Origin of the sequence: Sphingomonas sp. CD22 (assembly GCF_034556155.1) — a bacterium.
GTDB lineage: Bacteria > Pseudomonadota > Alphaproteobacteria > Sphingomonadales > Sphingomonadaceae > Sphingomonas.
On sequence record NZ_JAYDYX010000007.1, the window covers coordinates 153,408 to 177,020 of the forward strand.

At 69.0% G+C, this 23,613-nt stretch carries 26 protein-coding genes; 14 read left to right on the forward strand and 12 right to left on the reverse strand.

Translation table 11 applies throughout. The features are described 5' to 3' along the window. Positions 1-26: 26 nt before the first annotated feature. The 6 genes from SFC76_RS14720 to glmU form a co-directional block, all read right to left on the reverse strand. Positions 27-941: an ROK family protein gene (locus SFC76_RS14720; RefSeq protein WP_322850165.1), complete on the reverse strand. Its 915-nt coding sequence runs from the start codon at positions 939-941 to the stop codon at positions 27-29. A 44-nt stretch (positions 942-985) separates the two neighbouring features. Next, positions 986-1,165, reverse strand: coding sequence for a hypothetical protein (locus SFC76_RS14725; protein ID WP_322850166.1), 180 nt, complete (start codon positions 1,163-1,165; stop codon positions 986-988). Positions 1,166-1,230: 65 nt separating this feature from the next. Then, complete coding sequence (gene glmS / locus SFC76_RS14730; RefSeq protein ID WP_322850167.1) at positions 1,231-3,054, reverse strand: glutamine--fructose-6-phosphate transaminase (isomerizing); 1,824 nt, start codon at positions 3,052-3,054, stop codon at positions 1,231-1,233. Positions 3,055-3,069: 15 nt separating this feature from the next. Continuing rightward, the gene (locus SFC76_RS14735) at positions 3,070-3,438 is read right to left on the reverse strand and encodes a PIN domain-containing protein (RefSeq protein ID WP_322850168.1); all 369 of its coding nucleotides are present in this window, start codon (positions 3,436-3,438) and stop codon (positions 3,070-3,072) included. Further along, positions 3,435-3,785 (reverse strand): ribbon-helix-helix protein, CopG family, encoded by a 351-nt coding sequence (locus SFC76_RS14740; RefSeq protein WP_322850169.1) that lies wholly within the window; start codon positions 3,783-3,785, stop codon positions 3,435-3,437. Before SFC76_RS14740 ends, SFC76_RS14735 begins: the two co-directional genes overlap by 4 nt. Positions 3,786-3,810: 25 nt before the next feature. Then, on the reverse strand, positions 3,811-5,163 hold the full coding sequence (gene glmU / locus SFC76_RS14745) for a bifunctional UDP-N-acetylglucosamine diphosphorylase/glucosamine-1-phosphate N-acetyltransferase GlmU (RefSeq protein ID WP_322850170.1): 1,353 nt from the start codon (positions 5,161-5,163) through the stop codon (positions 3,811-3,813). 61 nt (positions 5,164-5,224) lie between these two features. Here glmU and SFC76_RS14750 point away from each other — a divergent pair, with 61 nt between their 5' ends. After that, a complete protein-coding gene (locus SFC76_RS14750; RefSeq protein WP_322850171.1) occupies positions 5,225-5,938 on the forward strand; it encodes an HAD-IA family hydrolase in 714 nt (237 codons plus the stop codon). Here the strand turns inward: SFC76_RS14750 and SFC76_RS14755 are convergent. The 4 genes from SFC76_RS14755 to SFC76_RS14770 are packed head-to-tail and all read right to left on the reverse strand — an operon-like array spanning position 5,935 to position 8,468. Further along, a complete protein-coding gene (locus SFC76_RS14755; protein WP_322850172.1) occupies positions 5,935-6,924 on the reverse strand; it encodes a nucleotidyltransferase family protein in 990 nt (329 codons plus the stop codon). The two genes, SFC76_RS14750 and SFC76_RS14755, sit on opposite strands and share 4 nt — an antisense overlap. Next, positions 6,909-7,763: an HprK-related kinase A gene (locus tag SFC76_RS14760; protein ID WP_322850173.1), complete on the reverse strand. Its 855-nt coding sequence runs from the start codon at positions 7,761-7,763 to the stop codon at positions 6,909-6,911. The genes SFC76_RS14755 and SFC76_RS14760 overlap by 16 nt, the downstream gene beginning before the upstream one ends. Further along, entirely contained in the window at positions 7,760-8,026 is a 267-nt protein-coding gene (locus SFC76_RS14765) for an HPr-rel-A system PqqD family peptide chaperone (protein ID WP_322850174.1), read from the reverse strand. The genes SFC76_RS14760 and SFC76_RS14765 overlap by 4 nt, the downstream gene beginning before the upstream one ends. Positions 8,027-8,030: 4 nt before the next feature. After that, positions 8,031-8,468, reverse strand: coding sequence for a hypothetical protein (locus tag SFC76_RS14770; RefSeq protein WP_322850175.1), 438 nt, complete (start codon positions 8,466-8,468; stop codon positions 8,031-8,033). Between the two features lie 352 nt (positions 8,469-8,820). On the opposite strand from SFC76_RS14770, the gene SFC76_RS14775 reads away from it, so the two are divergent. From SFC76_RS14775 to SFC76_RS14820, 10 genes are all read left to right on the forward strand, one after another. After that, on the forward strand, positions 8,821-10,047 hold the full coding sequence (locus SFC76_RS14775) for a sensor histidine kinase (protein WP_322850176.1): 1,227 nt from the start codon (positions 8,821-8,823) through the stop codon (positions 10,045-10,047). Positions 10,048-10,101: 54 nt separating this feature from the next. Further along, positions 10,102-11,169, forward strand: coding sequence for a substrate-binding domain-containing protein (locus SFC76_RS14780; protein WP_322850177.1), 1,068 nt, complete (start codon positions 10,102-10,104; stop codon positions 11,167-11,169). 229 nt (positions 11,170-11,398) lie between these two features. Further along, entirely contained in the window at positions 11,399-12,775 is a 1,377-nt protein-coding gene (gene pstC, locus SFC76_RS14785) for a phosphate ABC transporter permease subunit PstC (RefSeq protein WP_322850178.1), read from the forward strand. Beyond that, the gene (gene pstA / locus SFC76_RS14790) at positions 12,768-14,024 is read left to right on the forward strand and encodes a phosphate ABC transporter permease PstA (RefSeq protein WP_322850179.1); all 1,257 of its coding nucleotides are present in this window, start codon (positions 12,768-12,770) and stop codon (positions 14,022-14,024) included. Before pstC ends, pstA begins: the two co-directional genes overlap by 8 nt. After that, positions 14,021-14,779, forward strand: a complete 759-nt coding sequence (gene pstB / locus SFC76_RS14795) for a phosphate ABC transporter ATP-binding protein PstB (protein ID WP_322850180.1) — start codon at positions 14,021-14,023, stop codon at positions 14,777-14,779. The genes pstA and pstB overlap by 4 nt, the downstream gene beginning before the upstream one ends. Before the next feature lie 16 nt (positions 14,780-14,795). Continuing rightward, positions 14,796-15,500 carry a phosphate signaling complex protein PhoU gene (gene phoU, locus SFC76_RS14800; protein ID WP_322850181.1) on the forward strand — a complete coding sequence of 235 codons (705 nt, stop codon included), beginning with the start codon at positions 14,796-14,798 and terminating at the stop codon, positions 15,498-15,500. After that, positions 15,500-16,192 carry a phosphate regulon transcriptional regulator PhoB gene (phoB, locus tag SFC76_RS14805; RefSeq protein WP_322850182.1) on the forward strand — a complete coding sequence of 231 codons (693 nt, stop codon included), beginning with the start codon at positions 15,500-15,502 and terminating at the stop codon, positions 16,190-16,192. The genes phoU and phoB overlap by 1 nt, the downstream gene beginning before the upstream one ends. 175 nt (positions 16,193-16,367) lie before the next feature. Further along, positions 16,368-16,793, forward strand: coding sequence for a hypothetical protein (locus SFC76_RS14810; RefSeq protein WP_322850183.1), 426 nt, complete (start codon positions 16,368-16,370; stop codon positions 16,791-16,793). 88 nt (positions 16,794-16,881) lie between these two features. Beyond that, positions 16,882-17,784, forward strand: a complete 903-nt coding sequence (locus SFC76_RS14815; protein ID WP_322850184.1) for an SDR family NAD(P)-dependent oxidoreductase — start codon at positions 16,882-16,884, stop codon at positions 17,782-17,784. Between the two features lie 194 nt (positions 17,785-17,978). Next, entirely contained in the window at positions 17,979-19,004 is a 1,026-nt protein-coding gene (locus SFC76_RS14820; protein ID WP_322850185.1) for a hypothetical protein, read from the forward strand. Positions 19,005-19,043: 39 nt separating this feature from the next. On the opposite strand, the gene SFC76_RS14825 is transcribed toward SFC76_RS14820, so the two are convergent. Then, positions 19,044-19,382, reverse strand: coding sequence for a DUF2794 domain-containing protein (locus SFC76_RS14825; protein WP_322850186.1), 339 nt, complete (start codon positions 19,380-19,382; stop codon positions 19,044-19,046). Further along, positions 19,382-20,074: a serine O-acetyltransferase EpsC gene (gene epsC, locus SFC76_RS14830; RefSeq protein ID WP_322850187.1), complete on the reverse strand. Its 693-nt coding sequence runs from the start codon at positions 20,072-20,074 to the stop codon at positions 19,382-19,384. The genes SFC76_RS14825 and epsC overlap by 1 nt, the downstream gene beginning before the upstream one ends. A gap of 183 nt (positions 20,075-20,257) precedes the next feature. Here epsC and SFC76_RS14835 point away from each other — a divergent pair, with 183 nt between their 5' ends. From SFC76_RS14835 to ahpF, 3 genes are all read left to right on the forward strand, one after another. Further along, positions 20,258-21,031, forward strand: a complete 774-nt coding sequence (locus SFC76_RS14835) for a sulfite exporter TauE/SafE family protein (protein ID WP_322850188.1) — start codon at positions 20,258-20,260, stop codon at positions 21,029-21,031. A gap of 152 nt (positions 21,032-21,183) precedes the next feature. Next, on the forward strand, positions 21,184-21,747 hold the full coding sequence (gene ahpC, locus SFC76_RS14840) for an alkyl hydroperoxide reductase subunit C (RefSeq protein ID WP_322850189.1): 564 nt from the start codon (positions 21,184-21,186) through the stop codon (positions 21,745-21,747). A gap of 103 nt (positions 21,748-21,850) precedes the next feature. Continuing rightward, positions 21,851-23,437, forward strand: a complete 1,587-nt coding sequence (ahpF, locus tag SFC76_RS14845; RefSeq protein WP_322850190.1) for an alkyl hydroperoxide reductase subunit F — start codon at positions 21,851-21,853, stop codon at positions 23,435-23,437. Positions 23,438-23,613: the final 176 nt, after the last annotated feature.

Below are 23,613 nucleotides of genomic sequence, written 5' to 3' on the forward strand. Positions count from 1 at the left end.
GTTGGCGAAGAGGTAAGCAAATACGGTTAAAGGGCCGTGAACGACTTTAATTGATCTTCGAGCGCCTGGCCGCCGAGCACGATCGCGCCGAGCGGCCCCGCATTGCCGCCGAGCGCCGGCGGGACGACGAACGCGGGCTCTGATATCTCGGGCAAGGCGATATATCCGGCGAGGCTCTTGACCATCGCGGCACGGATACGCGGGAAGAGATGGTCGTTGCCGACCATCACGCCGCCGCCCATCACGATCCGCCGCGGCACGCCGGTGAGCACCAGCGTGTGGCAGAGCTGTGCGAGGACATGGCCGACCGGTTCCCAGACCGGATCGTCGGCGGCGATGTCCTCGCCCTTCTTGCCGGCGCGCGCACCGATCGCGGGGCCGGCGGCGAGCCCTTCGAGGCAGCCGCCGTGGAACGGGCAGATGCCGATCCAGTCGTCCCCGGCCAGCCGGTCGGGACGGATATGGCCCAATTCGCTATGGGTGAGGCCGTCGACCGGCACGCCGCCGGCGATCAGGCCGACGCCGATGCCGGTGCCGACCGTCACGTAAGCGACATCGCGCAGCCCCTCGGCGGCGCCCCAGCGCGCCTCCGCCAGCGCCGCGCCGACGACATCGGTATGGAAACCGGTCGGCACCTCGTAGCGCGCCGCGAGCCGCTTGGCGACGTCGGTCCCCGCCCAATGCGGCTTGGGGGTCGAGGTGACATGGCCGTAATCGGCGGCATGCCGGTCGATCGAGATCGGGCCGAAGCTGGCGATGCCGAGCGCATCGAACCTGCCCCAGCCGTCGAGGACATGCTCGATCGCCGCCAGCGTCTCTTCGGGCCGCGTGGTCGGCAATTGCACGCGATCCTCGATCGCATCCGGCCCGCGCGCCAGCAGGCAGACGATCTTGGTCCCACCCAATTCGATACCGGCTACCAGAGGGGGGACGCTGACCACGATCGTTTCTCCTTAGGGCGCGGGCGTTAGCCGACAACAGCAGGTTAGGCGAGGGCCAGCGCAAGCGACGCAAGCAACCGCCCGATCAGACCGCCGGCCATCGCCGCCTGTACGCGGTTCGCCGGCCAGCGCCCGGACGATGGCCCGACCAGCCGGTCGCGCACGAACGGCAGGACGCGGCTGTCGGATTGGTAGACCGGAGTAACGCGGTGGCCATCGCGCACCGGTAGCAGTACCGCGGCGAACCCCGCCGGCCCGCAATCGGCGACCGCGATAGCCAGCGGCGTGGTTATTCGACCGTCACCGATTTGGCGAGGTTGCGGGGCTGGTCGACGTCCGTCCCCTTCGCCACCGCGACGTGATAGGCGAGCAGCTGCACCGGCACTGCGTAGACTAGTGGCGCGATCAGCGGATGGACTTTCGGCATCGTGATCGTCGCGACGCAATTCTCGCCCGCCGCCTGGATACCGTCGTAATCGCTGATGAGGACGACCTTGCCGCCGCGCGCCTGCACCTCCTGCATGTTGCTCACCGTCTTGTCGAACAGCGGGCCGGAGGGGGCGATGACGATCACCGGCACGTTCTCGTCGATCAACGCGATCGGGCCGTGCTTCATCTCGCCGGCGGCATAGCCTTCGGCGTGGATGTAGCTGATCTCCTTGAGCTTGAGCGCCCCTTCCAGCGCCAGCGGATAATCGGTGCCGCGGCCGAGATAGAGGACGTCGCGCGCGCTCGCGATCACGCCGGCCATCGCCTGGATCGCCTCGTCATAGGCGAGCGCGCCGTTCAGGGCAGCGGGCGCCTCGGCGAGGTGGCGGACGATGTCGCGCTCCTCGCCCGGCTTGAGCTTGCCCTTGGCGCGGGCGAGATTGGCGGCGAGCGCGGCAAGCACCGCAAGCTGGCAGGTGAACGCCTTGGTGCTGGCGACGCCGATCTCCGGTCCGGCATGCGTCGGCAGCAAAAGGTCGGCCTCGCGCGCCATGCTGCTGGTCGGCACGTTGACGACGACCGCGATCGTCTGCGCTTCGGAGCGCGCGTGGCGCAGCGCGGCGAGCGTGTCGGCGGTTTCGCCCGACTGGCTGATGAACAGCGCGAGCCCGCCCGGCTCCATCACCGGCGCGCGGTAGCGGAATTCGGACGCGACATCGAGGTCGACGGGGACGCGGGCGAATTGCTCGAACCAATATTTGGCGACCATGCCGGCGTAGAAACTGGTGCCGCAGGCGACGATGGTGACGCGCTTGATGCTCGACAGATCGAATTCGGGGATCGGCAGCGTGACGCGCTCCTCCATCCGCTGGAGGTACGAGCGCAACGTCTGGGCGACGACGATCGGCTGCTCGTAAATCTCCTTCAGCATGTAATGGCGGTGGTTGCCCTTGCTGATCAGCTCGCCGGTGACGCCGGAGATGGTGATCGCGCGCTCGACCGGGTGGTTGTCGCGATCGTAGACCTGCGCGCCGTCCGCGGTGCAGACGACCCAATCGCCCTCGTCGAGATAGGCAATGCGCTGGGTCAGCGGCGCGAGCGCCAGCGCGTCGGAGCCGAGATAGGTCTCGCCGTCGCCATGGCCGACGACGAGCGGCGAGCCGAGCCGCGCGCCGATCAGCAATTCGGGATGCTTGCGAAACAGAATGGCGAGCGCGAAGGCGCCGTGCAGGCGCGGCAGCACCTCGCGCACCGCGCCGACGGGATCGATCCCCGCCTCGACCTTCTCGCTGATGAGGTGCGCGACGACCTCGGTATCCGTCTCGCTGGTGAAGACGCGGCCGCGGGCGATCAGTTCGTCGCGGAGCGGCTTGAAATTCTCGATGATGCCGTTGTGAACGACCGCGACCTCCTCGGTCGCATGCGGGTGCGCGTTGTTGGTGGTCGGACCGCCATGCGTCGCCCAGCGGGTGTGCGCGATGCCGGTGGTGCCGGGCAGCGGATGCGCGGCCAGCTCGCGCGCGAGGTTGACGAGCTTGCCCGAGGCACGCCGGCGCTCGATCGCGCCGTCATGATCGGTGGCGATGCCGGCCGAATCGTAGCCGCGATATTCGAGGCGCTTGAGCCCGTCGAGCAGACGATCCGCGACTTCTTCAGCGCCGACGATTCCAACGATTCCACACATGATCGGGGTCTGCCTTCAGAGGAGGTAGGGAACACGGATGCCCGGCATGGTCGCCGGGAAATCCTTGATGTTACGGGTGACGAGGATGCGGCCGTGTTCCTGCGCCGAGGCGAGGATGACCGCGTCGGCGAGCTTCAGTCGCCGCCGTTCCCGGCGGAGCGCGGCCGCGCGTTGTGCGATAACGAGGTCGAGTTCGTCGATCTCAAAGCGGTTGAGGAAGCGATGCACCACCGGCAACTGATCTTCCTCGACCTTCGACAGCACCTCGATCCACGTCACGCGGCTGATGTGCAGATAGGTCGCGGAAGCGATCTCGGCATGCGCCGGCTCGTGCCCGTTCAATGCATCGATCAGGATATTGCTGTCGAACGAGCGCGCGATCACAAACGACCGTTTTTCATATCCAGATAAATCTGGCGCTGACGATCGTCCTCCGCATCGAACAGGTCCGGAAATTCGGCTTTCACGTCCTCGTAATCGTCATCCCACGGGCGGGTCCAGGACGCCCGCTCGCGGCGCTGCCATTCGACCGCATCGCCGATGTCGGTCCGGTCCTTCCACAGGCCGAAGGCATCGTCGAGCCAGCTCGTATCTTTCGACGGCGGCGTTTCGGCACGATAGCTGGCGACCGCCTCGCGCAACAGCGAGGCGCGCGACTTGCCCTGCTCGGCGGCACGCGCGTCGAGCCATTTGACGTCGTCGTCGGGCAGATCGGCGAGGATGCGAGTCATGCCACGATGATATCACGCGCCGATATCACTGGCCAGCCTTGCGCGCCGCCATCCGCTCGCGGAAGCGCGTCGCCCAGCCTTGCTTCGCCACCTGCGGCGGGCGGACCAGCGCCAGCGCGCCGGCCTCGACGTCCTGCGTCAGCACCGATCCCGCCGCGACGATCGCGCCGTCGCCGACCGACACCGGCGCGACCAGCGCCGAGTTGGAGCCGATGAACGCGCCGGCGCCGATCTGTGTCTTGTATTTGAAGAAGCCGTCGTAATTGCAGGTGATCGTGCCCGCGCCGATGTTCGCCGCCGCGCCGATCTCGGCATCGCCGATATAGGAGAGATGGTTGACCTTGGCGCCCTCGCCGAGCACCGCCTTCTTGATCTCGACGAAATTGCCGACCTTCGATTTGACGCCCAGCGTCGCGCCGGGACGCAGCCGGGCATAGGGTCCCACCTCCGCCTTCGCGCCGATCGTCGCGCCCTCGATATGGCTGAAGGCGTGGATGACGACGCCGTCGGCGATCGTGACGCCGGGGCCGAAGACGACATTGGGCTCGATCACCACGTCGCGACCGACGACGGTGTCGTGGCTGAACCACACCGTCTCGGGCGCGATCAGCGTCGCGCCGTCGGCCATCGCCTGCGCCCGCCGCGCCGCCTGCCAACCCGCCTCGACCGCCGCCAGCTCGCCGCGGCTGTTGATGCCGGCGACCTCGTCCTCGCCAGTCTCGATACACACCGCGCGGCCGCCGTCGGCGATCGCCAGCGTCACCACGTCGGGCAGGTAATATTCGCCCGCCGCATTGTCGTTGCCGACGGCTTCGAGCAGCCGCCACAGGTCGCGCGTGCGCACCGCGGTGACGCCCGAATTGCACAATTCGACGGCGCGCTCGGCGGGGCTCGCGTCCTTATATTCCACCATCTTGCGGATCGTGCCGTCGCTCGCCGCGATGATCCGGCCATAAGCGCGCGCATCGGCGGGGCGGAAGCCGAGCACCGCGACGGTCGGTGCGTCGGGCGCCTCGAGCCGCGCCGCGAGCCGCGCGACGGTGTCGCTGCCGAGCAGCGGCGTGTCGCCGAAGCAGACGATCGCGATGCCGTCGAAATCGGCCAGCGCCGCCTTCGCCTGCAAGGCGGCATGCGCGGTGCCGAGCTGCTCGCGCTGCCACGCGATCTCCACCCCGGTCGACGCCACCGCCGATTCGACCTGCTCGCCCGAGGCGCCGACCACGACGACGCGGCGCGTCGCGCCGGCGCGATTGAGGCTGTCGATCAGGTGGAGCAGCATCGGCCGCCCGGCGATGGGATGCAGCACCTTGTGCAAATCGGACTTCATCCGCGTGCCCTTGCCCGCGGCGAGGATGATGACGGCGAGAGATGTGGTCATGCCGTCCTGCTGCCACGGAAGACTTGCCAATTCCATACCGACCCGCCACCGGCGCACGGATATGACGTCGAATTCACCGCCCCGTCCGTCTCCCGACGCTCCGTTCGACATCGTCGGATTCGATCTCGACGGGACGCTGCTCGATACCAGCGGCGACCTCGCCGCGGCGGTCAACCATGCGCTCGCCTCGGTCGGGCGCGCACCGCTCGGCGTCGCGCAGGTCAAGCCGATGATCGGCGGCGGCGCGCGCCGCATGCTCGCGCAGGGCATGGCGGCGACCGGCGGCTGCGACGAGGCGACGCTCGACGTGCTGCACCGGCGGCTGCTCGACCATTACGAGGCGCATATCGCCGATCTGACCCAGCCCTATCCGGGCGTGCTCGAGGCGCTGGATGCGCTCGCCGCACGCGGCGCGCGGCTGGCGGTGGTGACCAACAAGCTGGAGGGGCTGGCCCGCAAGCTGCTCGGCGCGCTCGATCTCACCGGCCGCTTCGCCTGCATCATCGGCGGCGACACGATGGGGCCGGGCAACGCCAAGCCCAGCCCCAAGCCGATCTACGAGATGCTGGCGCGCTGCGGCGGCGGCACCGCGGCGTTCGTCGGCGATTCGATCTTCGATATCGAGGCGGGCAAGGCGGCGGGCCTGCCGACGGTCGCCTGTTCGTTCGGCTTCCTGATGCAGCCGGTGGCGGACCTCGGCGCGGATGCGATCATCGACGGCTATGACGAACTGATCCCGACGCTGGAGCGGCTGGGACACCGACCCGGCGGCTAGCCCCGCCGCCACTTCGCCCAGAGATGCCGCGCGAGCATCGCCGGCGGCATGCGCAGCCAGTGCGAGCGGACGTAGAAGGCCAGCCGCGTCGCCGGGCGGATCGGCCGGCCCCAATCGTCGCGCGCGAGCAGCCGGCGCAGGTAGAGCGCGTCGCCCCGCGCCAGCGTGCGATAGGCCGGATCGACCGGCGTCGCGAACAACCGGTGCGTGAGCCGCAACGCGCGTGCGACCTCGCGCGACAGGCCGTGCTCCGCCGCCCGCGCCCGCGCGCCCTCGCAGCCGTGATCGTCGATCAGGCAGTGGATGTCCCACAGGTTGCGCAGGCCACCCGCCAGGTCGCCGTCGGCGAACAGATGCGCGGCGGCGTGGACCAGCATGTCGTCGGGCGACAGCACGGCAAGGCCGTTGCCGAGCGGCCGCGCCTGCGCCAGCAGCGCCGCCGCACCGGGTGTGATCCGCGCGGTGAGCGGCAGGATGGTGTGGTGGACGTCGATCATCCGGTCGCGCGTGCGATGGATCAGCGGCGGCAGCTCGTGCATCCACCGCCGGTAATAGCTGTCGTCATAGGGATCGGGCTTGACCCATTCCCACCCCGCCGCGAGCAGCGCCGCCTCGACCGCGTCGAGCGACGCGCGCGGCACGAGGATGTCGAGATCGCCGATCGAGCGGCCGCGCCCGGCGAGCAGGCCGGCGGCGACGAACGCCGTCCCCTTGAGCAGCACCACCGGACATTCCAGTCCGGCGAGCGCGCGCCGCGCCATCTCCGCCTCCCACAAAGCGGCGCGGCGGCCGTTTTCGGCGGCGGCACGGGCATCGGCGAGCAGCAGCGCGACATCCTCGGGCAGCGGCAGGCCATCGAGGCGATAGGCGAGCGTGCCGAGCAATTGCTCCGCGCGCGCCGTCGTGACGAGGCCGATCCAGTCGGTGTCGAGCGCCAGCGACTGCGGGTCGGCGAGCGCGCCCGCGAGGATCAGAGCGTCCGCCACAACGCCTCCACCTGCGCGATCGCCGCCGCGCCGTCGGGATAGTCGATCGCGTGTGCCGGCGTCGCGCGCACCAGCCGGGTCAGCGCGCCGAACCCCGCCTCGCCGAGCGCGACGTAATTGGTCGACGCCTGGGTCAGCCGGACGAACGATTCCGACGGCAGCACGCCGCGCGTCTCCGCCGCGAAGCCGTGGCGGGGATAGAGCAGCATCGCCGGCGCCGCGGGCTCGTCCATCGCGCCGACCGCGAGCGCGTCGGGCACCATATGGCGGATGTCGCCTTTGGGCGTGCCGGTGAGCAGCGGCCCCAATTTGGCATCGGGCCGCGCGGCGATCGCGGCGGCGATCGCTTCGTTCTTGAGGCTGATGAGGCGCGGGAACGGGTGGACGAGCCCGGTCTCGGGATCGATCAGCGCGAATTCGTCGCTCATGAACCGCCAGCCGCGCGCCGCCAGCAGCGTCGCCAGCGTCGACTTGCCCGCACCCGATTCGCCGGTGAGCAGCAGCGCGCGCCCGTCGCGCTCGACGCAGGCGGCATGGAGCAGCAGATAGCGGCGGCCACCCAGCGCCAGTTGCAGGTTCATCGCCATTTCGGCGGCGAGCAGCCCCTGCGCGAGCGGCAGCGGCGCCGCCTCCGGCAGCATATAGTCGCCGGCGATGCGGATCGACGGGCGCAGCCAGCGCCGCCACCAATGCGTCGCCTCCAGCCGTACGGTGAAATCGGGCAGATTGGGCGAGGGATAATAACGATAGAGTTCGAGCAAGGCGTCGATCGGCGCACGCCAGTCGCTGCCGACGCGAAAGCCGATCGGGCCGATCCGTACGGTGAAGACGTGCCTCATAGAGCCTCGACCAGCCCCGCCGCGACCAGTTCGTCGAGCCGCGCCGCCAGCGCGTCGCGGCTGGCGTCGGCGAGATCGTAGCGCTCGCCCAATCGGACCAGCAGCGTATCGAGGTCGAGCGGCGTGTCGGCGAGCAACGCGACGATCTCGGGCGCGGGGCTGACCAGCAGATGCGTGATCCCGGACGGACGATGGAAGACGGCGGTGAAGGCGTCGAGTTCGGCGGTCAGCAGCGCCGCGTCGGCCGGGGCGCGGTAGCGCAAGGCGTCAGCCGCGCGGCATCTGCAACGAGGCAAAGCAGGTGAAGCCGCCCTGCCCGCGCTGCAACCTGCGGATATAGCTCACATAGGCGCGGTTGCTCTCATATGTCGTGCCGGGCAGTTGCGCGCCGGCGAGCGCACGCTTGACCTCTTCGCCCTTGAACGGGCGCGAGGCGGGCGGGAACGCGCCCTTGGTGCCGGGCGCGACGACGTTGCCCGCCGGATCGATGAAGCGGCCGGCGCGCCCCAGATCGGGCACCGGGATCTCGCAGGTCATCACCGAACCTGCGGTCTGCGCGAGCGCCGGACGGATCGAGACCACCGCACCGGCGGTCACCGCGCCGAGCATCAGGACGCGGCGCCGGGTGGCGACGGCGGCATCGTCCGGCTCCGCCGGTCCCGCCTGCGCTGGATTGTAGCCGTCGACCGGCGTTTCGTCACTCATGGCACCCCTGCTACCGCCACTGCCTTTCACATTCGCTAACCACTGGCAAGCGCAGGAAATGTGCGGTGCCGGGACGAAGGGGAAATTCCGGTGCGACGGTCGGGGGCGATGAAGTCGCGGGGCTCCCGCCCTGCCCTCCCCCCTCCGTCACGGCTTCACCGCGCCACCTCCCCCTGGCGGGGGAGGAATTACGCCCGCCTCATACCTCCCCCGCCAAGGGGACGGGGACCGCTCGGCGTCAGCCGAGTGGTGGAGGGGGAGGATGGGGCGGGAGCCCGGCGGCTCGATCATCCCGAGGCCTGGGACCACATCCCCCCTCCCCGCCGCGGCCAAGCTCGGCTAGCCACGCGTCATGGCTTCCCGATTCGTCCAACGGCTCAGCGGCGCGCTGGGAATCGCCTTCGGCACCGGTGCGGGCGTGTTCCTCGTCGACGGGCGGCCCGACGGCGCCGCGATCGCCTGCGTCGGCGCGGTGGCGGCGGCGCTGGCGGCGATGGGGCGCGGCGACCAGGGGATCGCCGCCGCGCGCCATGCCGGGCCGGATGCCAATGTGCTGCTCGGCGAGGTGCTCGACGTCATCGCCGAGCCGGTGCTGCTGGTCCGCGGCGGCGTCGTCACCTGCGCCAACACCGCGGCGCGCGCGCTGCTCGGCCGCCATATCGTCGGCGAGGACGTGCGTGTCGCGATCCGCCATCCCGCCGCCGCCGACCGGCTGACCTCGGGCGCGGCATTGCCCGGCCGGCCGGTCGAACTGGTCGGCCTCGGCACCCCCGACCAGCGCTGGGAAATGCGCACCGGCGAAACCGCCGACGGTGCGCGCATCGTCCATCTCGTCGACCAATCGGGCAATTACGCCGCCGAGAAGATGCGCGTTGATTTCGTCGCCAACGCCAGCCACGAATTGCGCACCCCGCTCGCCTCGATCCTCGGCTTCATCGAGACGCTCAACGAAGAGGCGGGCGAGGACCCGGGTCTGCGGCGTCGCTTTCTCGACGTGATGTTCGCCGAGGCGCGGCGGATGCAGCGGCTGGTCGAGGATCTGATCTCGCTCTCCCGGATCGAGGCGGAGAAATACCGGCTGCCCGGCGAACGGCTGTCGCTGAGCGAATTGCTCGAGGATGTCGCCGCCGAGATCGCCGCCGCGCACAGCCCGCGCGCGCAGGACGTCGGCGTGACCATCGAGCCGGATTTGCCCGAGGTCGTCGGCGACGAGGCGCAACTGTCGCAGTTGCTGCACAATCTGATCGGCAATGCGATGAAATACGGCCGGGCGGGGTCGCCGGTGACGGTGGTGCTGGGGCTCGATCCGTCGAACCTGCTGCGCCTCACCGTCAGCGACGAGGGCGAGGGCATCGCGCCGCAGCACATCCCGCGGCTGACCGAGCGTTTCTATCGCGTCGATCCCGGCCGCAGCCGCAGCGTCGGCGGCACCGGGCTCGGCCTCGCGATCGTCAAGCATATCGTCGAACGGCATCGCGGCCGGCTCGACATCGTCAGCCGGGTCGGCATCGGCACCAGCGTCACCGTCGCCTTGCCGCCGGCCGATGCGCTCGCCGAAGCCGGTGTCATCAAAGGGTAACGTAACCGTCACACAGGCGGATCGTGGCGACGTCGAGTCGCTCGCGGGGACATGATGCGCGTTCGAATTCTTGGCCCGCTGCTGATGTGGGCGCTCTGCCTCGCCGGTTGCCAGGATCAGGCGAACGGCGGCGGCGGTGGTGCGCGCGACCAGATCACCGCGGTGGGATCGTCGACCGTCTATCCGTTCACCACGCTCGTCGCCGAGACCTTCGTCGCCAACCAACCCGATGCCAAGGCGCCGGTGATCGAATCGACCGGCACCGGCGCGGGGATGCGGCTGTTCTGCGCCGGGCTCGGCGCGGCGCATCCCGATATCGAGGATGCCTCGCGACGGATGAAGCGCAGCGAATATCGCATCTGCGCGCACAATGGCGTCGGCCCGATCATGGAGGTGCAGATCGGCATCGACGGCATCGCCTTCGCCGAGGCACGGCGACCCGCGGGGAGCGGACCGGGGATGATGCTGACCCCCGCCGATCTCTATCGCGCGCTTGCCGCGGCGCCGGGCGGCGTTGCCAACCGCGCGCGCGTCTGGCGCGACGTCAATCCGGCACTGCCGGCGACGCCGATCCAGGTCTATGGCCCGCCCGCGACCAGCGGCACGCGCGACGCGCTCGCCGAACTGATCCTGACGCGCGGTTGCGAGGCGATCGATCCGCGTGCCAAGGCGCTCGCCCGCAGCGATCCGGAGGCGCACAAGATCCTGTGCACGCGGGTGCGCGAGGACGGCGCCTATGTCGACGCCGGCGAGAACGACAATCTGATCGTCCAGAAACTGGCCGCCAATCCCGATGCGATCGGCGTGTTCGGCTACAGCTACCTCGAACAGAATGCCGGCACGGTGGATGGCGTCGCGATCGACGGGGTCAAGCCGAGCTATGCGACGATCGCCGCCGGCGCCTATCCGGGGTCGCGGCCCCTGTACCTCTACGTCAAGATCGCGCATCTCAAGGCGATTCCCGGCCTCAAGGATTTCCTGCAAAGCTATACCCGCGCATGGGGACCGGAAGGACCGCTCGTCCGCCGCGGCCTGATCGCCGCGCCGCCGGCGATCCGCGCGAAGGCCGCCGCGGTGGTCGCGCACGAAACGCCGCTCGATCCGGCGGAGCTGCCGTCGTGATGCGCATTACGCTTCCCCCACCCACGCCGTCGGCCCGGACCCGTTCCGGGGTCCGCGCCGCGGCAAGGAGCGCCGTGCGGGCAGCGCGATGCTCCTGCGAAAGCAGGAGCAAACCAACGTCTGGCGCTCGGGACTCCTGGGCTCCTGCTTTCGCAGGAGCACTTGGGGAGTTTTGGACAGGTCTCGATCACGTCCGGGGCGACGGGATGGATGTGGCGGGCCGGGTGTCATGAGCGCGCTTGCCGTCGCCATCGTCGTGTTCGGGCTCGCGCTGATCGGCTGGCTTGCCGCGCGGATGCGCGCCGCGACGTTCCGCACGCCGGGACGCGCGCGCTTCACCGCCCTGCCCGTCCATTACGGCTATTTCGTCGCCGTCTGCGCGCTCGTCCCGCCGCTCGTCTTCCTCGCGATATGGAGCCTGACCGCACCGGCGCTGGTCACCGACGCGGTGCTCGCCACCCCCGCCGCCGCGGCACTGCCGCCGCCGGGCTTCGAGCGCGCCTCGATCCTGTCGGAAGCGCGCGAGCTCGGCGCGGGGCGCGGCTATGGCGCGTTCCACGACCTCTCCGCCACGCTCGCCCCCGCTTATGCGACCGCGCAGACCCGCTACGACTGGATTGCCACCGTCATCGCCTTGCTGCTCGCCTTCGCCGGCGGCGGCCTCGCCTTCACGCGGGTGCGCCCCGATTTCGCCGCGCGGACGCAGGTCGAGCGCGTCGTCATGCTGCTGCTGCTCGCCGCGTCGCTGATCGCGATCCTCACCACGGTGGGTATCGTCGCGTCGTTGCTCTACGAATCGGCGCGTTTCTTCCGCATCGTGCCGATCGGCGACTTCCTGTTCGGCATGCACTGGAGCCCGCAGGTGATCGACGCGCGCGATCCCGGCGCCAGCCTCGGCGCGGTGCCCTTGTTCTGGGGCACCTTCTTCATCGGCGCGGTGATCGCGATGGCGGTGGCGATCCCGTTCGGGCTGATGAGCGCGATCTATCTCACCCAATATGCGCATGTCCGCACCCGCGCCTGGATGAAACCGGTGCTGGAGATGCTCGCCGGCGTGCCGACCGTCGTCTACGGCTATTTCGCGGCGCTCACCGTCGCCCCGGCGGTGCGCCAGCTCGGCGTCGCGCTCGGCGTGGCCAATGCCTCGTCGGAGAGCGCGCTGGCGGCGGGCGCGGTGATGGGGATCATGATCATCCCCTTCGTCTCGTCGATGGCGGACGATTCGATCGCCGCCGTCCCCGCCGCGATGCGCGACGGCAGCCTGGCGATGGGCGCGACCCAGTCGGAGACGATCCGCCGCGTCATCCTGCCCGCCGCGCTGCCCGGCGTGGTCGGCGGCATATTGCTCGCGGTCTCCAGAGCGATCGGCGAGACGATGATCGTCGTCATGGCGGCGAGCGGCGTCGCGACGCTCACCGCCAATCCCTTCGCCAGCACGACGACGGTCACCAAGCAGATCGTCGACCTGCTCACCGGCGAGGCGGAGTTCGACAGCGCCAAGACGCTCGCCGCCTTCGCGCTCGGCCTCACCTTGTTCGTCATCACGCTGGCGCTCAACATCGTCGCGCTGACCGTCGTCAAACGCTATCGGGAAGCCTATGAATAAGTCGCGCCTGCCCACCGACTGGACGGCGACGGCGGTGCAGCGGCGCACCCGGCGGCGCTATGCGGCCGAGCGGCGGTTCCGGCTAATGGGCCTTGCCGCGGTGTGGCTGTCGGCGGCATTCCTAGCCTTCCTGCTCGCGAGCATGGTGTGGGAGGGGCTGAGCGGATTCCGCCAGACGCGGATCGCGCTGCCGATCGACTTCGCCGCCGCGAAACTAGCGGTCACGCCCGCGCAATTGCACGGCCGCGGCGCCGATCTCGCGCTCGCCGGCGCGGGGCTGGAAAATGCGGTCGACGGCGCCGCGACGCATGCGTTCGGGCCGGGTGGCGCGGACCTGATCTCGGACGGCGCCTGGCTGGTGGTGCGCGATGCGGTGAAGCGCGATCCGGCGCTGCTGCGCGGTCGCACGACGATCGCGGTGCCGGTGGCGAGCGCGATCGACGTCGCCGCCAAGCACGACGGCACCCCCGCCGCGGAGGCCGCGGTGGCGCGGTTGCAGGCACGCGGGCTGCTGACCACCAGCTGGAGCGGCGGCTTCCTCACCGCCGCCGATTCGACCGATCCGACCCGCGTCGGCATCTGGGGCGCGCTCAAGGGTTCGCTGCTGACGATGGCCGTCACGATCGTCCTCGCCTTCCCGATCGGCGTGCTCGCCGCGCTGTATCTCGAGGAATATGCGCCGCGGAACCGCTGGACCGACCTCATCGAGGTGTCGATCAACAATCTCGCCGCGGTGCCGTCGATCATCTTCGGGCTGCTCGGCCTCGCGGTGTTCCTCGGCACCTTCCATCTCCCCCGCTCGGCGCCGCTGGTCGGCGGGCTGACGCTGGCGCTGATGACGATGCCGGTGATCGTCATCACCGGCAGGAACGCGATCAAGGCAGTGCCGCCGTCGATCCGCGACGCCGCGCTCGCGGTCGGCGCCTCGCCGGTGCAGGTGGTGTTCGACCATGTGCTGCCGCTCGCGCTGCCCGGCATCCTGACCGGCACGATCATCGGCATGGCACGCGCGCTCGGCGAGACCGCGCCGCTGCTGATGATCGGCATGCGTGCCTTCATCGCCGCACCGCCGTCGCGGCTCACCGATCCCGCCACCGTGTTGCCGGTGCAGATCTTCCTGTGGTCGGACGATATCGACCGCGGCTTCGTCGAGAAGACCTCGGCGGCGATCATCGTGCTGCTCGTCGTGCTGCTCGCGATGAACGGGCTCGCCATCTATCTCCGCAACAGATTCGAGACCCGCTGGTGACCCCGAAGATTTCCGCCCGTGACATCAGCGTCTTCTACGGCGCCAAACAGGCGATCGACCACGTCTCGATCGACGTCGACCAGGACAATGTCCTCGCCTTCATCGGCCCGTCGGGCTGCGGCAAATCGACCTTCCTGCGCACGCTCAACCGGATGAACGACACCGTCGCGTCGGCGCGCGTCACCGGCGAGATCCTGCTCGACGGCGAGGACATCTACGCCAGCGGCATGGACGTCGTGCAGCTGCGCGCGCGCGTCGGCATGGTCTTCCAGAAGCCCAATCCCTTCCCCAAGTCGATCTACGAGAACGTCGCCTACGGCCCGCGCATCCACGGCCTCGCCACCGCGCGCGCCGATCTCGATGCGTTGGTCGAGCAATCGCTGCGCCGCGCCGGCCTGTGGGACGAGGTCAAGGATCGACTCTCGGACAGCGGCACCGCGCTGTCGGGCGGCCAGCAGCAGCGCCTGTGCATCGCCCGCGCGATCGCGGTCGATCCCGAGGTGATCCTGATGGACGAACCGTGCAGCGCGCTCGACCCGATCGCCACCGCCAAGATCGAGGAGCTGATCCACGAACTGAAGGGCCGCTATGCGATCGTGATCGTCACGCACAACATGCAGCAGGCGGCGCGCGTCTCGCAACAGACCGCCTTCTTCCACCTCGGCCAGTTGGTCGAGTTCGGCGCGACCAGCGACATCTTCACCAATCCGCGGGAAGAGCGCACCCGCGATTACATCACCGGCCGCTACGGCTGAGAGGACGGACATGCCAATGGATCATACCGTCAAGGCATTCGATGCCGATATCGGCCAGCTGCGGGGCATGATCTCGCAGATGGGCGGTCTGGCCGAGGATGCCATCGCGCAGGCGATGCAGGCGCTCGCCCGCCCCGATCCCGCGCTCGCCGCGCGCGTCCGCGCCGACGACAAGGCGATCGACGCGATCGAGGCGGAGGTCGAGCGGCTCGCGGTGCGGATCATCGCGCTGCGCGCGCCGATGGCGGTCGACCTGCGCGAGGTCGTCGCCGCGCTCAAGATCGCCGCGGTGGTCGAGCGGATCGGCGACTATGCCAAGAACATCGCCAAGCGCGTGCCGCTGATCGAGGCCGCCAACGAGGGCGGCGGGCATCGCATCGAGCCGATCTCGCTGTTGCCGTCCATGGCGCGGATGGCGAGCGACATGGTCCGCAACGCGCTCGACGCCTTCGCCGCGCGCGATGCGGAGGCGGCGGTGCGCGTCGTCCACAGCGATGCCGCGCTCGACGATTTCTACGACAGCATCTTCCGCACCCTCGTCACCTACATGGTCGAGAACCCGCGCACGATCAGCCAGGTCGCGCACCTGCTGTTCGTCGCCAAGAACCTGGAGAGGATCGGCGACCACGCGACCAACGTCGCCGAAATGGTCTATTTCGCCGCAACCGGCACCCAGATGGCCGACCGCGACCGCGGCGGCCCGGACAAGGACATACGCTGATGGCCCGCGCCTCCATGCTGCTGGTCGAGGACGATGCTGCCCTCGCCGAATTGCTCATCTATCACTTCAAGCGCGAGGATTTCGACGTCGCGCATACCCCCGACGGCGAGGAGGCGCTGCTGCTCGCCAAGGAGAAGGCGCCCGACATCGTCCTGCTCGACTGGATGGTCGAGGGGCTCTCGGGCATCGAGGTCTGCCGCCGCCTGCGCCGGATGACCGAAACGCAGAACGTGCCGATCATCATGCTGACCGCACGCGGCGAGGAGGAGGACCGCATCCGCGGGCTGGAGACGGGCGCCGACGATTACGTCACCAAGCCCTTCTCCCCGCGCGAACTCGTCGCGCGGGTCAGCGCGGTGCTGCGCCGCGTGCGGCCCGCGCTGGCCGGCGAGGCGCTGACCTATGACGACATCGAGATGGACACGGTCGGCCACAAGGTCCGCCGCTCGGGCGAGGTCGTGCCGCTGGGGCCGACCGAATTCCGGCTGCTCAAGCATTTCCTCGAGCATCCCGGCTGGGTGTTCAGCCGCGAGCGCCTGCTCGACGCGGTCTGGGGCCACGACAGCGACATCGAGAGCCGCACCGTCGACGTCCACATCCGCCGCCTGCGCAAGGCGATCAACATCGGCAACCGTCCCGACCTGATCCGCACCGTCCGCTCGGCGGGCTATTCGCTCGATTCGGGGGCCTGACGGGGGGAACGATGCCGGAGTGACGTGCGACTGATGCCGTTGCAGTCGATTCTCCATAGCCCCGCGTCGCCCGAAATAGAATCGGACGCGAAACGATGGATAAAAGTCCGCATTGGGACGTTGGGCGCAGGCGTTGACACGAGATGACGCATGAGATTCGATAGGAGATCCCGCGATGAAGCTCATTCTGCTGGCCGCCACGGCCCTGATCGCTGCCCCCGTCCTGGCGCAGACCACCCCGGCGCCGACCGACGCCCAGACGACCGCGCCGGCTGATCCCGCCGCCCCAGCCGATCCCGCCGCGGCTCCTGCCGATCCTGCGGCCGCGCCGGCGCCCGCCGATCCCGCTGCAGCCCCCGCGCCCACGCCGCAGGCGAGCACGCCCGCCCCCGCTTCGACCGGCGGCGCGACCCCGGCCGGCGGCTATGCGCCGAGCGGTTCGGCAGTCAGCGGCGGTACGCCCGGTGCCAGCCTGCCGCCGGTGTTCCGTCCCGCGCCGAGCCCCGACCAGGCCTTCCCGGCGCCCGCGCCGCTCGCCAAATATCCGGTCTGCAAGAAGGGCCAATACGATCAGTGCATCCAGCGCGGCGGCAAGAAGTAAGCCGGTGCGGCGGCTGGCATGACCGGTTGCCAGATGCCACTTAACGTTTAGGGAAAGGCGCTCCATCACCACGAGGAGCGCCTTTTCCATGTCCCCCATCCGCTTCGACGGCCGCGTGGCCATCGTCACCGGCGCCGGCGGCGGCCTCGGTCGCCATTATGCGCTCGACCTCGCCCGGCGCGGCGCGCGCGTCGTGGTCAACGACCTCGGCGGGGCGCGGGACGGCACCGGCCATAGCGACGCCGCGCTCGCCGTGGTCGAGGAGATCCGCGCCGCCGGCGGCGAGGCGATGTCCAACGGCGGCAACGTCGCCGAATACGAGCAGATGGCCGATATGGTGACGCAGGCGAAGGCGGCCTGGGGCGGTGTCCATATCCTGATCAACAATGCCGGCGTCCTGCGCGACAAAACCTTTGCCAAGATGGAGCCGGCGGATTTCGAATTCGTCGTCCGCGTCCACCTGCTCGGTTCCGCCTTCGCCACCAAGGCATGCTGGGAGACGTTCCGCGAACAGAATTACGGCCGCGTGCTGATGACCTCGTCGTCGAGCGGCCTGTTCGGCAATTTCGGCCAGGCGAATTACGGCGCGGCAAAGCTCGGCCTCGCCGGCCTGACCAAGACGCTGGCGATCGAGGGCGCGAAGCACGACATCCGCGTCAACACGCTCGCCCCCACCGCCGGCACGCGGATGACCGAGGACCTGTTCCCCGCCGCGGCCTTCCAGGCCTTCGCCCCCGAAAAGGTCGCGCCGGGCGCGCTCTATCTCGTCAGCGAGGACGCGCCGACCAATGTCATTCTCGGCGCCGGCGCGGGCGCGTTCCAGGCCTCGTACGTGACGCTGACCCCCGGCGCGTTGCTCACCGGCGACGATCTGTCCCCCGAAGGCGTCGCCGCGCACTGGGCGGCGATCACCGACCGCACCGGCGAGATCGTGCCGAAGACCGGCGCTGAACAGGCGATGACGATCGGCGCCTTGCTGCAGGGCAGATGAGGGCTCGTCCATCCGCCATTCGGGCGAACGCGGGACCTCCCCAACACTCCTGATGTACCCCGGCCTCCGCCGGGGTACATGTTCGTGCGTACCGGCCGGCTTTCGCAGAAGGCTCGCAGGATGAAGTGACGTGCGTGTATTGAATAGATAACACACGCCTGATACGTTCCACATCCGCAACGGGGGGAACGACCATGTACAGCGAAAGCGACATAGACGCGGCGGTGAGCGCGGGCGCGATCACGCCGGCGGCGGCCGCGGCGCTGCGCGCGCATGTTGCCGCGCGCCACGCGACGCCGGCGGTGGACGAGGAGCATTTCCGGCTGCTCACCGGCTTCAACGACATCTTCGTGTCGATCGCGCTCGTCCTGCTGCTCGTCGCGCTTGGCCAGATCGGCGGATCGATCGCCAAGCCGTTCGGCGGGCTGTTGCTCGCCGCGGCGTCCTGGGGCCTGGCGGAATATTTCACCGCGCGCCGCCGCATGGCGCTGCCGAGCATCCTGCTGTTGCTCACCTTCGTCGGCGGCATCGGCTGGGCGCTGGTCGGCGTGATGATGACCGTCGCGCCGCACCTCGGCGATCGCGCCACCGCGCTGGTCGCGGCGGGAGTCGCATCGTGCATGGCGGGCGGCGCGTGGCTGCACTGGCGGCGGTTCATGGTGCCGATCACGGTCGCGGCGGGGGCGGCGGCACTGACCGGCACCGGCATTGCCCTGGTGCTCGCGGCCTTTCCCGATATCGAGGCGGCGAAATGGCCGCTGCTCCTCGTCGGCGGCATCGCGGTCTTCGCCTTCGCGATGCGCTGGGACATGAGCGACACCGAACGCCGGACGCGCCGCGCCGACGTCGCCTTCTGGCTGCATCTCACCGCGGCGCCGATGATCGCGCATTCGATCTTCCAGATGCTCGGCGTGTTCCGCGGCGACATCGGCGCGGGCATGGCGATCGTGGTGCTGGCGCTCTACGTCGGCTTCGCCGGCATCGCGCTCGCGGTGGACCGCCGCGCGCTGCTGGTGTCGGGCCTCGCCTACGTGCTGGCGGCGCTCTACGCGCTGTTCCGCAGCGCCGGCGCGATCGAATTGGGCGCGGCGCTGACCGCCTTCGTCATCGGTTCGGCGCTGCTCAGCCTGTCGGCCTTCTGGCAGCCGATGCGGCGCGCTTTGGTCGACCGCCTGCCACAGTCGCTGCGCCTGCGATTGCCGCCGGTGCACGCCGCCTGACGGGGAAAGAACGGGGCGGCCGTCAAGCCGTCCGTGGCGTCACTCCACCAGCTTCATCAACCGGCGCTCGACCGGCGCCAGCACCGGGCCAAGCTCGTGGCCGCGCTTCAGCACCACGCCCTGTTCGCCGATCAGCGCCCACATCCCCTGTTTGCCGCGCAACGCCGGGCGTTTCTCGATGCGGAACTCGGGACGCTCGGCGGCACGGCGGAAGGCGGCGAAGACCGCGGCGTCCTTGCCGAGTTCCAGCGCATAGTCCTTCCAATGACCCGCAGCGACCATCCGGCCGTAGAGATCGAGGATGCGGTTGAGTTCGAACCGCTCGAAACCGATTTGCGACGGCTTGCCGGCGTGCGGAAACGGAGTGACGATACCCATCAGGCGCGATCACGCTCCGCTTCGGGCAATTGTTCCCCAAGCAGCGCATCGAGCCGCTTGCGCATCGATTCCAGCTCGCAGCGCATGATCTCCATCTTCTGCGTCGCGGGATCGAACATGTCGCTGCACGGCGTGCCATAAGGGACGAACCGCGCCGGCGTCGTCGCCGCGCCGCCCTCCACCATCGTCGCGCGCGCGGGGATGCCGACCATCACCGCGCCTTCGGGCACGTCGCGCGTCACCACCGCATTCGCGCCGACGCGTGCGCGGGTCGCGACCAGGATCGGGCCGAGCACCTGCGCGCCCGATCCGATGATCACGCCATCGGCCAGTGTCGGGTGACGCTTGCCGGCGACGCCATTGTCGGGACTGGTCCCGCCGAGCGTCACGCATTGGTAGATGGTGACGTCGTCGCCGATCTCCGCGGTTTCGCCGATCACGACGAAACCGTGGTCGATGAAAAAGTTGCGGCCGATGGTCGCACCGGGATGGATGTCGATCGCGGTCCAGGCGCGGGCGATGTGGTTGACCAGCCGGGCGAGGAAGAACAGGCGCCGGCGGTACAGGGCATGCGCGATGCGATGAAGCCCGACCGCCCAGACGCCGGGATAAAGCAGGATTTCGGCGCGCGAATGCGGAGCCGGATCGCGGGCCTTGATCGAATCCAGATAGGCGGCCAAGCGTCCGAACATGCGCCAACGTCTCCCGAGCAGATGCGCGAATGTAGCCTCTCGTTGTGCAAATTGCCATGCCCGGCCCGCGAAGCTTGGGTGCGACAAAGCCCAGCTTTGTTGTAGGATTTGGCGCCACCGTGCACGATGAGAGCGATAGCGGGTAATCTCGAACCCGACATTCTGCCGGAGAGACGATTGCCGATGCCCGACTTCCTCCTCGCCATCGACTGGACCCAGGTGCTGCCGTTCATCGCGATCGGCTTCGCGGCGCAGGTGGTCGACGGCGCCCTCGGCATGGCGTTCGGCGTGATCAATTCGACCTTGCTGGTGACGGTGATGGGCGTGCCGCCGGCGGTCGCCTCCGCCAGCGTCCATGCGGTCGAGACCTTCACCACCGCCGCCTCCGGGATCAGCCACATCGCGCATCGCAACGTCGACTGGAAGCTGTTCCGCCGGCTGGTGATCCCCGGCGTGATCGGTGCGGCGCTCGGCGCGACGTTGCTCAGCAACGTCGACGCCTCGATCGCCAAGCCGTTCGTGATGGCCTATCTCGCCTGTATCGGCCTCTATCTGCTGTTCCGCGCGGTGAAGGGCCGGATCGAGCCGCGCACGCCCAAGGTGATCGCGCCGCTCGGCCTCGTCGGCGGTTTCCTCGATGCGGCGGGCGGCGGCGGCTGGGGGCCGGTCGTCACCTCCAACCTGCTGATCCAGGGCGCGACGCCGCGGCATACGATCGGCACCGTCAACACCGCGGAATTCTTCCTCACCGCGACCGCCTCGATCACCTTCTTCATCGCGCTCGGCTGGTCGGCGTTCACGCTGCACACGCTCGGCATCCTCATCGGCGGGCTCGTCGCCGCGCCGCTCGGCGGCATCCTCGCCAAGCGCGTACCGACTCGCGGGCTGATGGCGATGGTCGGCGTTCTGCTGACCTTGACCAGCGCCTGGTCGATCTACGCCGCATTCGCGAAATAAATCCGACGCGACCGCAGCACGATTAAATACGCGCAAACGCGCGGCTTTTGACCTTTGATCGGCCCATTCGATCACAGGATGCGAACAGATTGATTTTGCACTGCGGCATGAGCGCCTATATCCGGTCCACGTCATTCAACCGGAGACCCGACATGGCCCTCATCGGCAGCAAACTGAAGCCGTTCACCACCCAGGCCTATAAGGAAGGCAAGTTCGTCAGCGTCAGCGACACCGACGTGCTGGGCAAGTGGGCAGTCTTCTTCTTCTACCCGGCCGACTTCACCTTCGTCTGCCCGACCGAGCTGGAAGACCTCGCCGACGTCTATCCCACGCTCCAGAAGATGGGCGTCGAAGTGTACAGCGTCTCGACCGACACGCACTTCAGCCACAAGGCGTGGCACGACAGCTCGCCGGCGATCGGCAAGATCAACTATTTCATGCTGGGCGACCAGAACCACAGCATCAGCAACAATTTCGAGATCCTGCGCGAAGGCCAGGGCCTCGCCGATCGCGGCACCTTCGTGGTCGATCCCGAGGGCGTGATCCAGCTGATCGAAGTGACCTCGGAAGGCGTCGGCCGCAACGCCGCCGAGCTGCTCCGCAAGATCAAGGCCGCGCAATATATCGCCGCGCATCCGGGCGAAGTATGCCCGGCGAAGTGGGAAGAGGGTGAGGAAACGCTCGCCCCCAGCCTCGACCTCGTCGGCAAGATCTAAGCGAATCCCTGCCCCTCCCCGTGGCAGGTGATCGCGGCCCGGGGTGGTTCCCTCCGCCCCGGGCCGCTTGTTTTCGAAGACGCCTATTTTTCGGAGTGCCCCCATGCTCGACGCCAATCTGACGCAGCAGTTGAAGGTCTATCTGGTCAACATCCGCCAGCCCATCGAACTGGTCGCCAGCCTGGGCGACGACGCCAAGTCGCGGCAGATGCGCGAGCTGATCGACGAGATCGCCGCGCTCTCCGACCAGATCACCACGACCACCGGCGACGATGCGCGCCGCCCCAGCTTCCTCATCCGCCGCACCGGCACCGACATCGGCGTGCGCTTCGCCGGCCTGCCGATGGGCCATGAATTCACCTCGCTGGTGCTGGCGCTGCTCCAGGTCGGCGGCCATCCGTCGAAGGCGGCGCAGGAGCTGCTCGACCAGGTTCGCAACCTCGACGGCGAGTATCGCTTCGAGACCTATTTCTCGCTGTCCTGCGCCAATTGCCCCGACGTCGTGCAGGCGCTCAACCTGATGGCGGTCCTCAACCCGGGCGTGACGCATACCGCGATCGACGGCGCGCTGTTCCAGGACGAGGTCGCCGACCGCAAGGTGATGGCGGTGCCCACCGTCTTCCTCAACGGCGAGGTGTTCGGCCAGGGCCGGATGGAACTGGAGCAGATCGTCGCCAAGCTCGACACCGGCGCCTCGGCACGCGCCGCGAAGTCGATCGCCGCCAAGGATGCGTTCGACGTGCTCGTCGTCGGCGGTGGTCCTGCCGGTGCCGCGGCGGCGATCTACACCGCGCGCAAGGGCATCCGCACCGGCATCCTCGCCGAGCGGTTCGGCGGTCAGGTCGCCGACACGATGGCGATCGAGAATCTCGTCTCGGTGCCGCACACCGAGGGGCCGAAGCTTGTCGCCGACCTCGAACGCCACGTCCGCGAGTACGACGTCGACATCATGAACCTGCAGCGCGCCGAAAAGCTGATCCCGGCACCCGAGGGCGGCCTGCACGAGCTGGTGCTGGAGAATGGCGCATCGCTCAAGGCGCGGACCGTCATCCTCTCGACAGGCGCGCGCTGGCGGCAGATGAACGTGCCGGGCGAGGACGCCTATAAGAACAAGGGCGTCGCCTATTGCCCGCATTGCGACGGCCCGTTGTTCAAGGGCAAGCGCGTCGCGGTGATCGGCGGCGGCAATTCGGGCGTAGAGGCGGCGATCGACCTCGCCGGGCTGGTCGCGCACGTCACGCTGATCGAATATGACACCGATCTGCGCGCCGATGCGGTGCTCCAGCGCAAGCTCGCCAGCCTGAACAACGTGCGCGTCATCACCTCGGCACTGACCACCGAAGTGCATGGCGACGGCGACAAGGTGACCGCGCTCTCCTATCGCGATCGCGCCCACGGCACGATGCACCGCGTCGAGCTGGAGGGGATCTTCGTCCAGATCGGGCTGGTGCCGAACACCGAATGGCTGGCGGGATCGATCGCATTGTCCCCGCGCGGCGAGATCGAGGTCGACGACCGCGGCCACACCTCGCAGCCCGGCATCTTCGCCGCCGGCGACGCGACCACGGTGCCGTTCAAGCAGATCGTGATCGCGATGGGCGACGGCTCGAAATCGGCACTGGCCGCGTTCGACCACCTCATCCGCCTGCCCGCGGAAGAGACGCACGATTGGGAAGAAGCGGCGGAGTAACCGCCTAAATCCTCCCCGGCACGGGGAGGTGGCACGGCGAAGCCGTGACGGAGGGGGGCTTCCACACGCGTCAAGGTTGCGGAAGCCCCCATCCACCATTCGCTTCGCGAACGGTCCCCCTTCCCGTGCCGGGGAGGACTTAGGGGTAGCGCCCTCCGCCGCGCCCCCCTATCTCC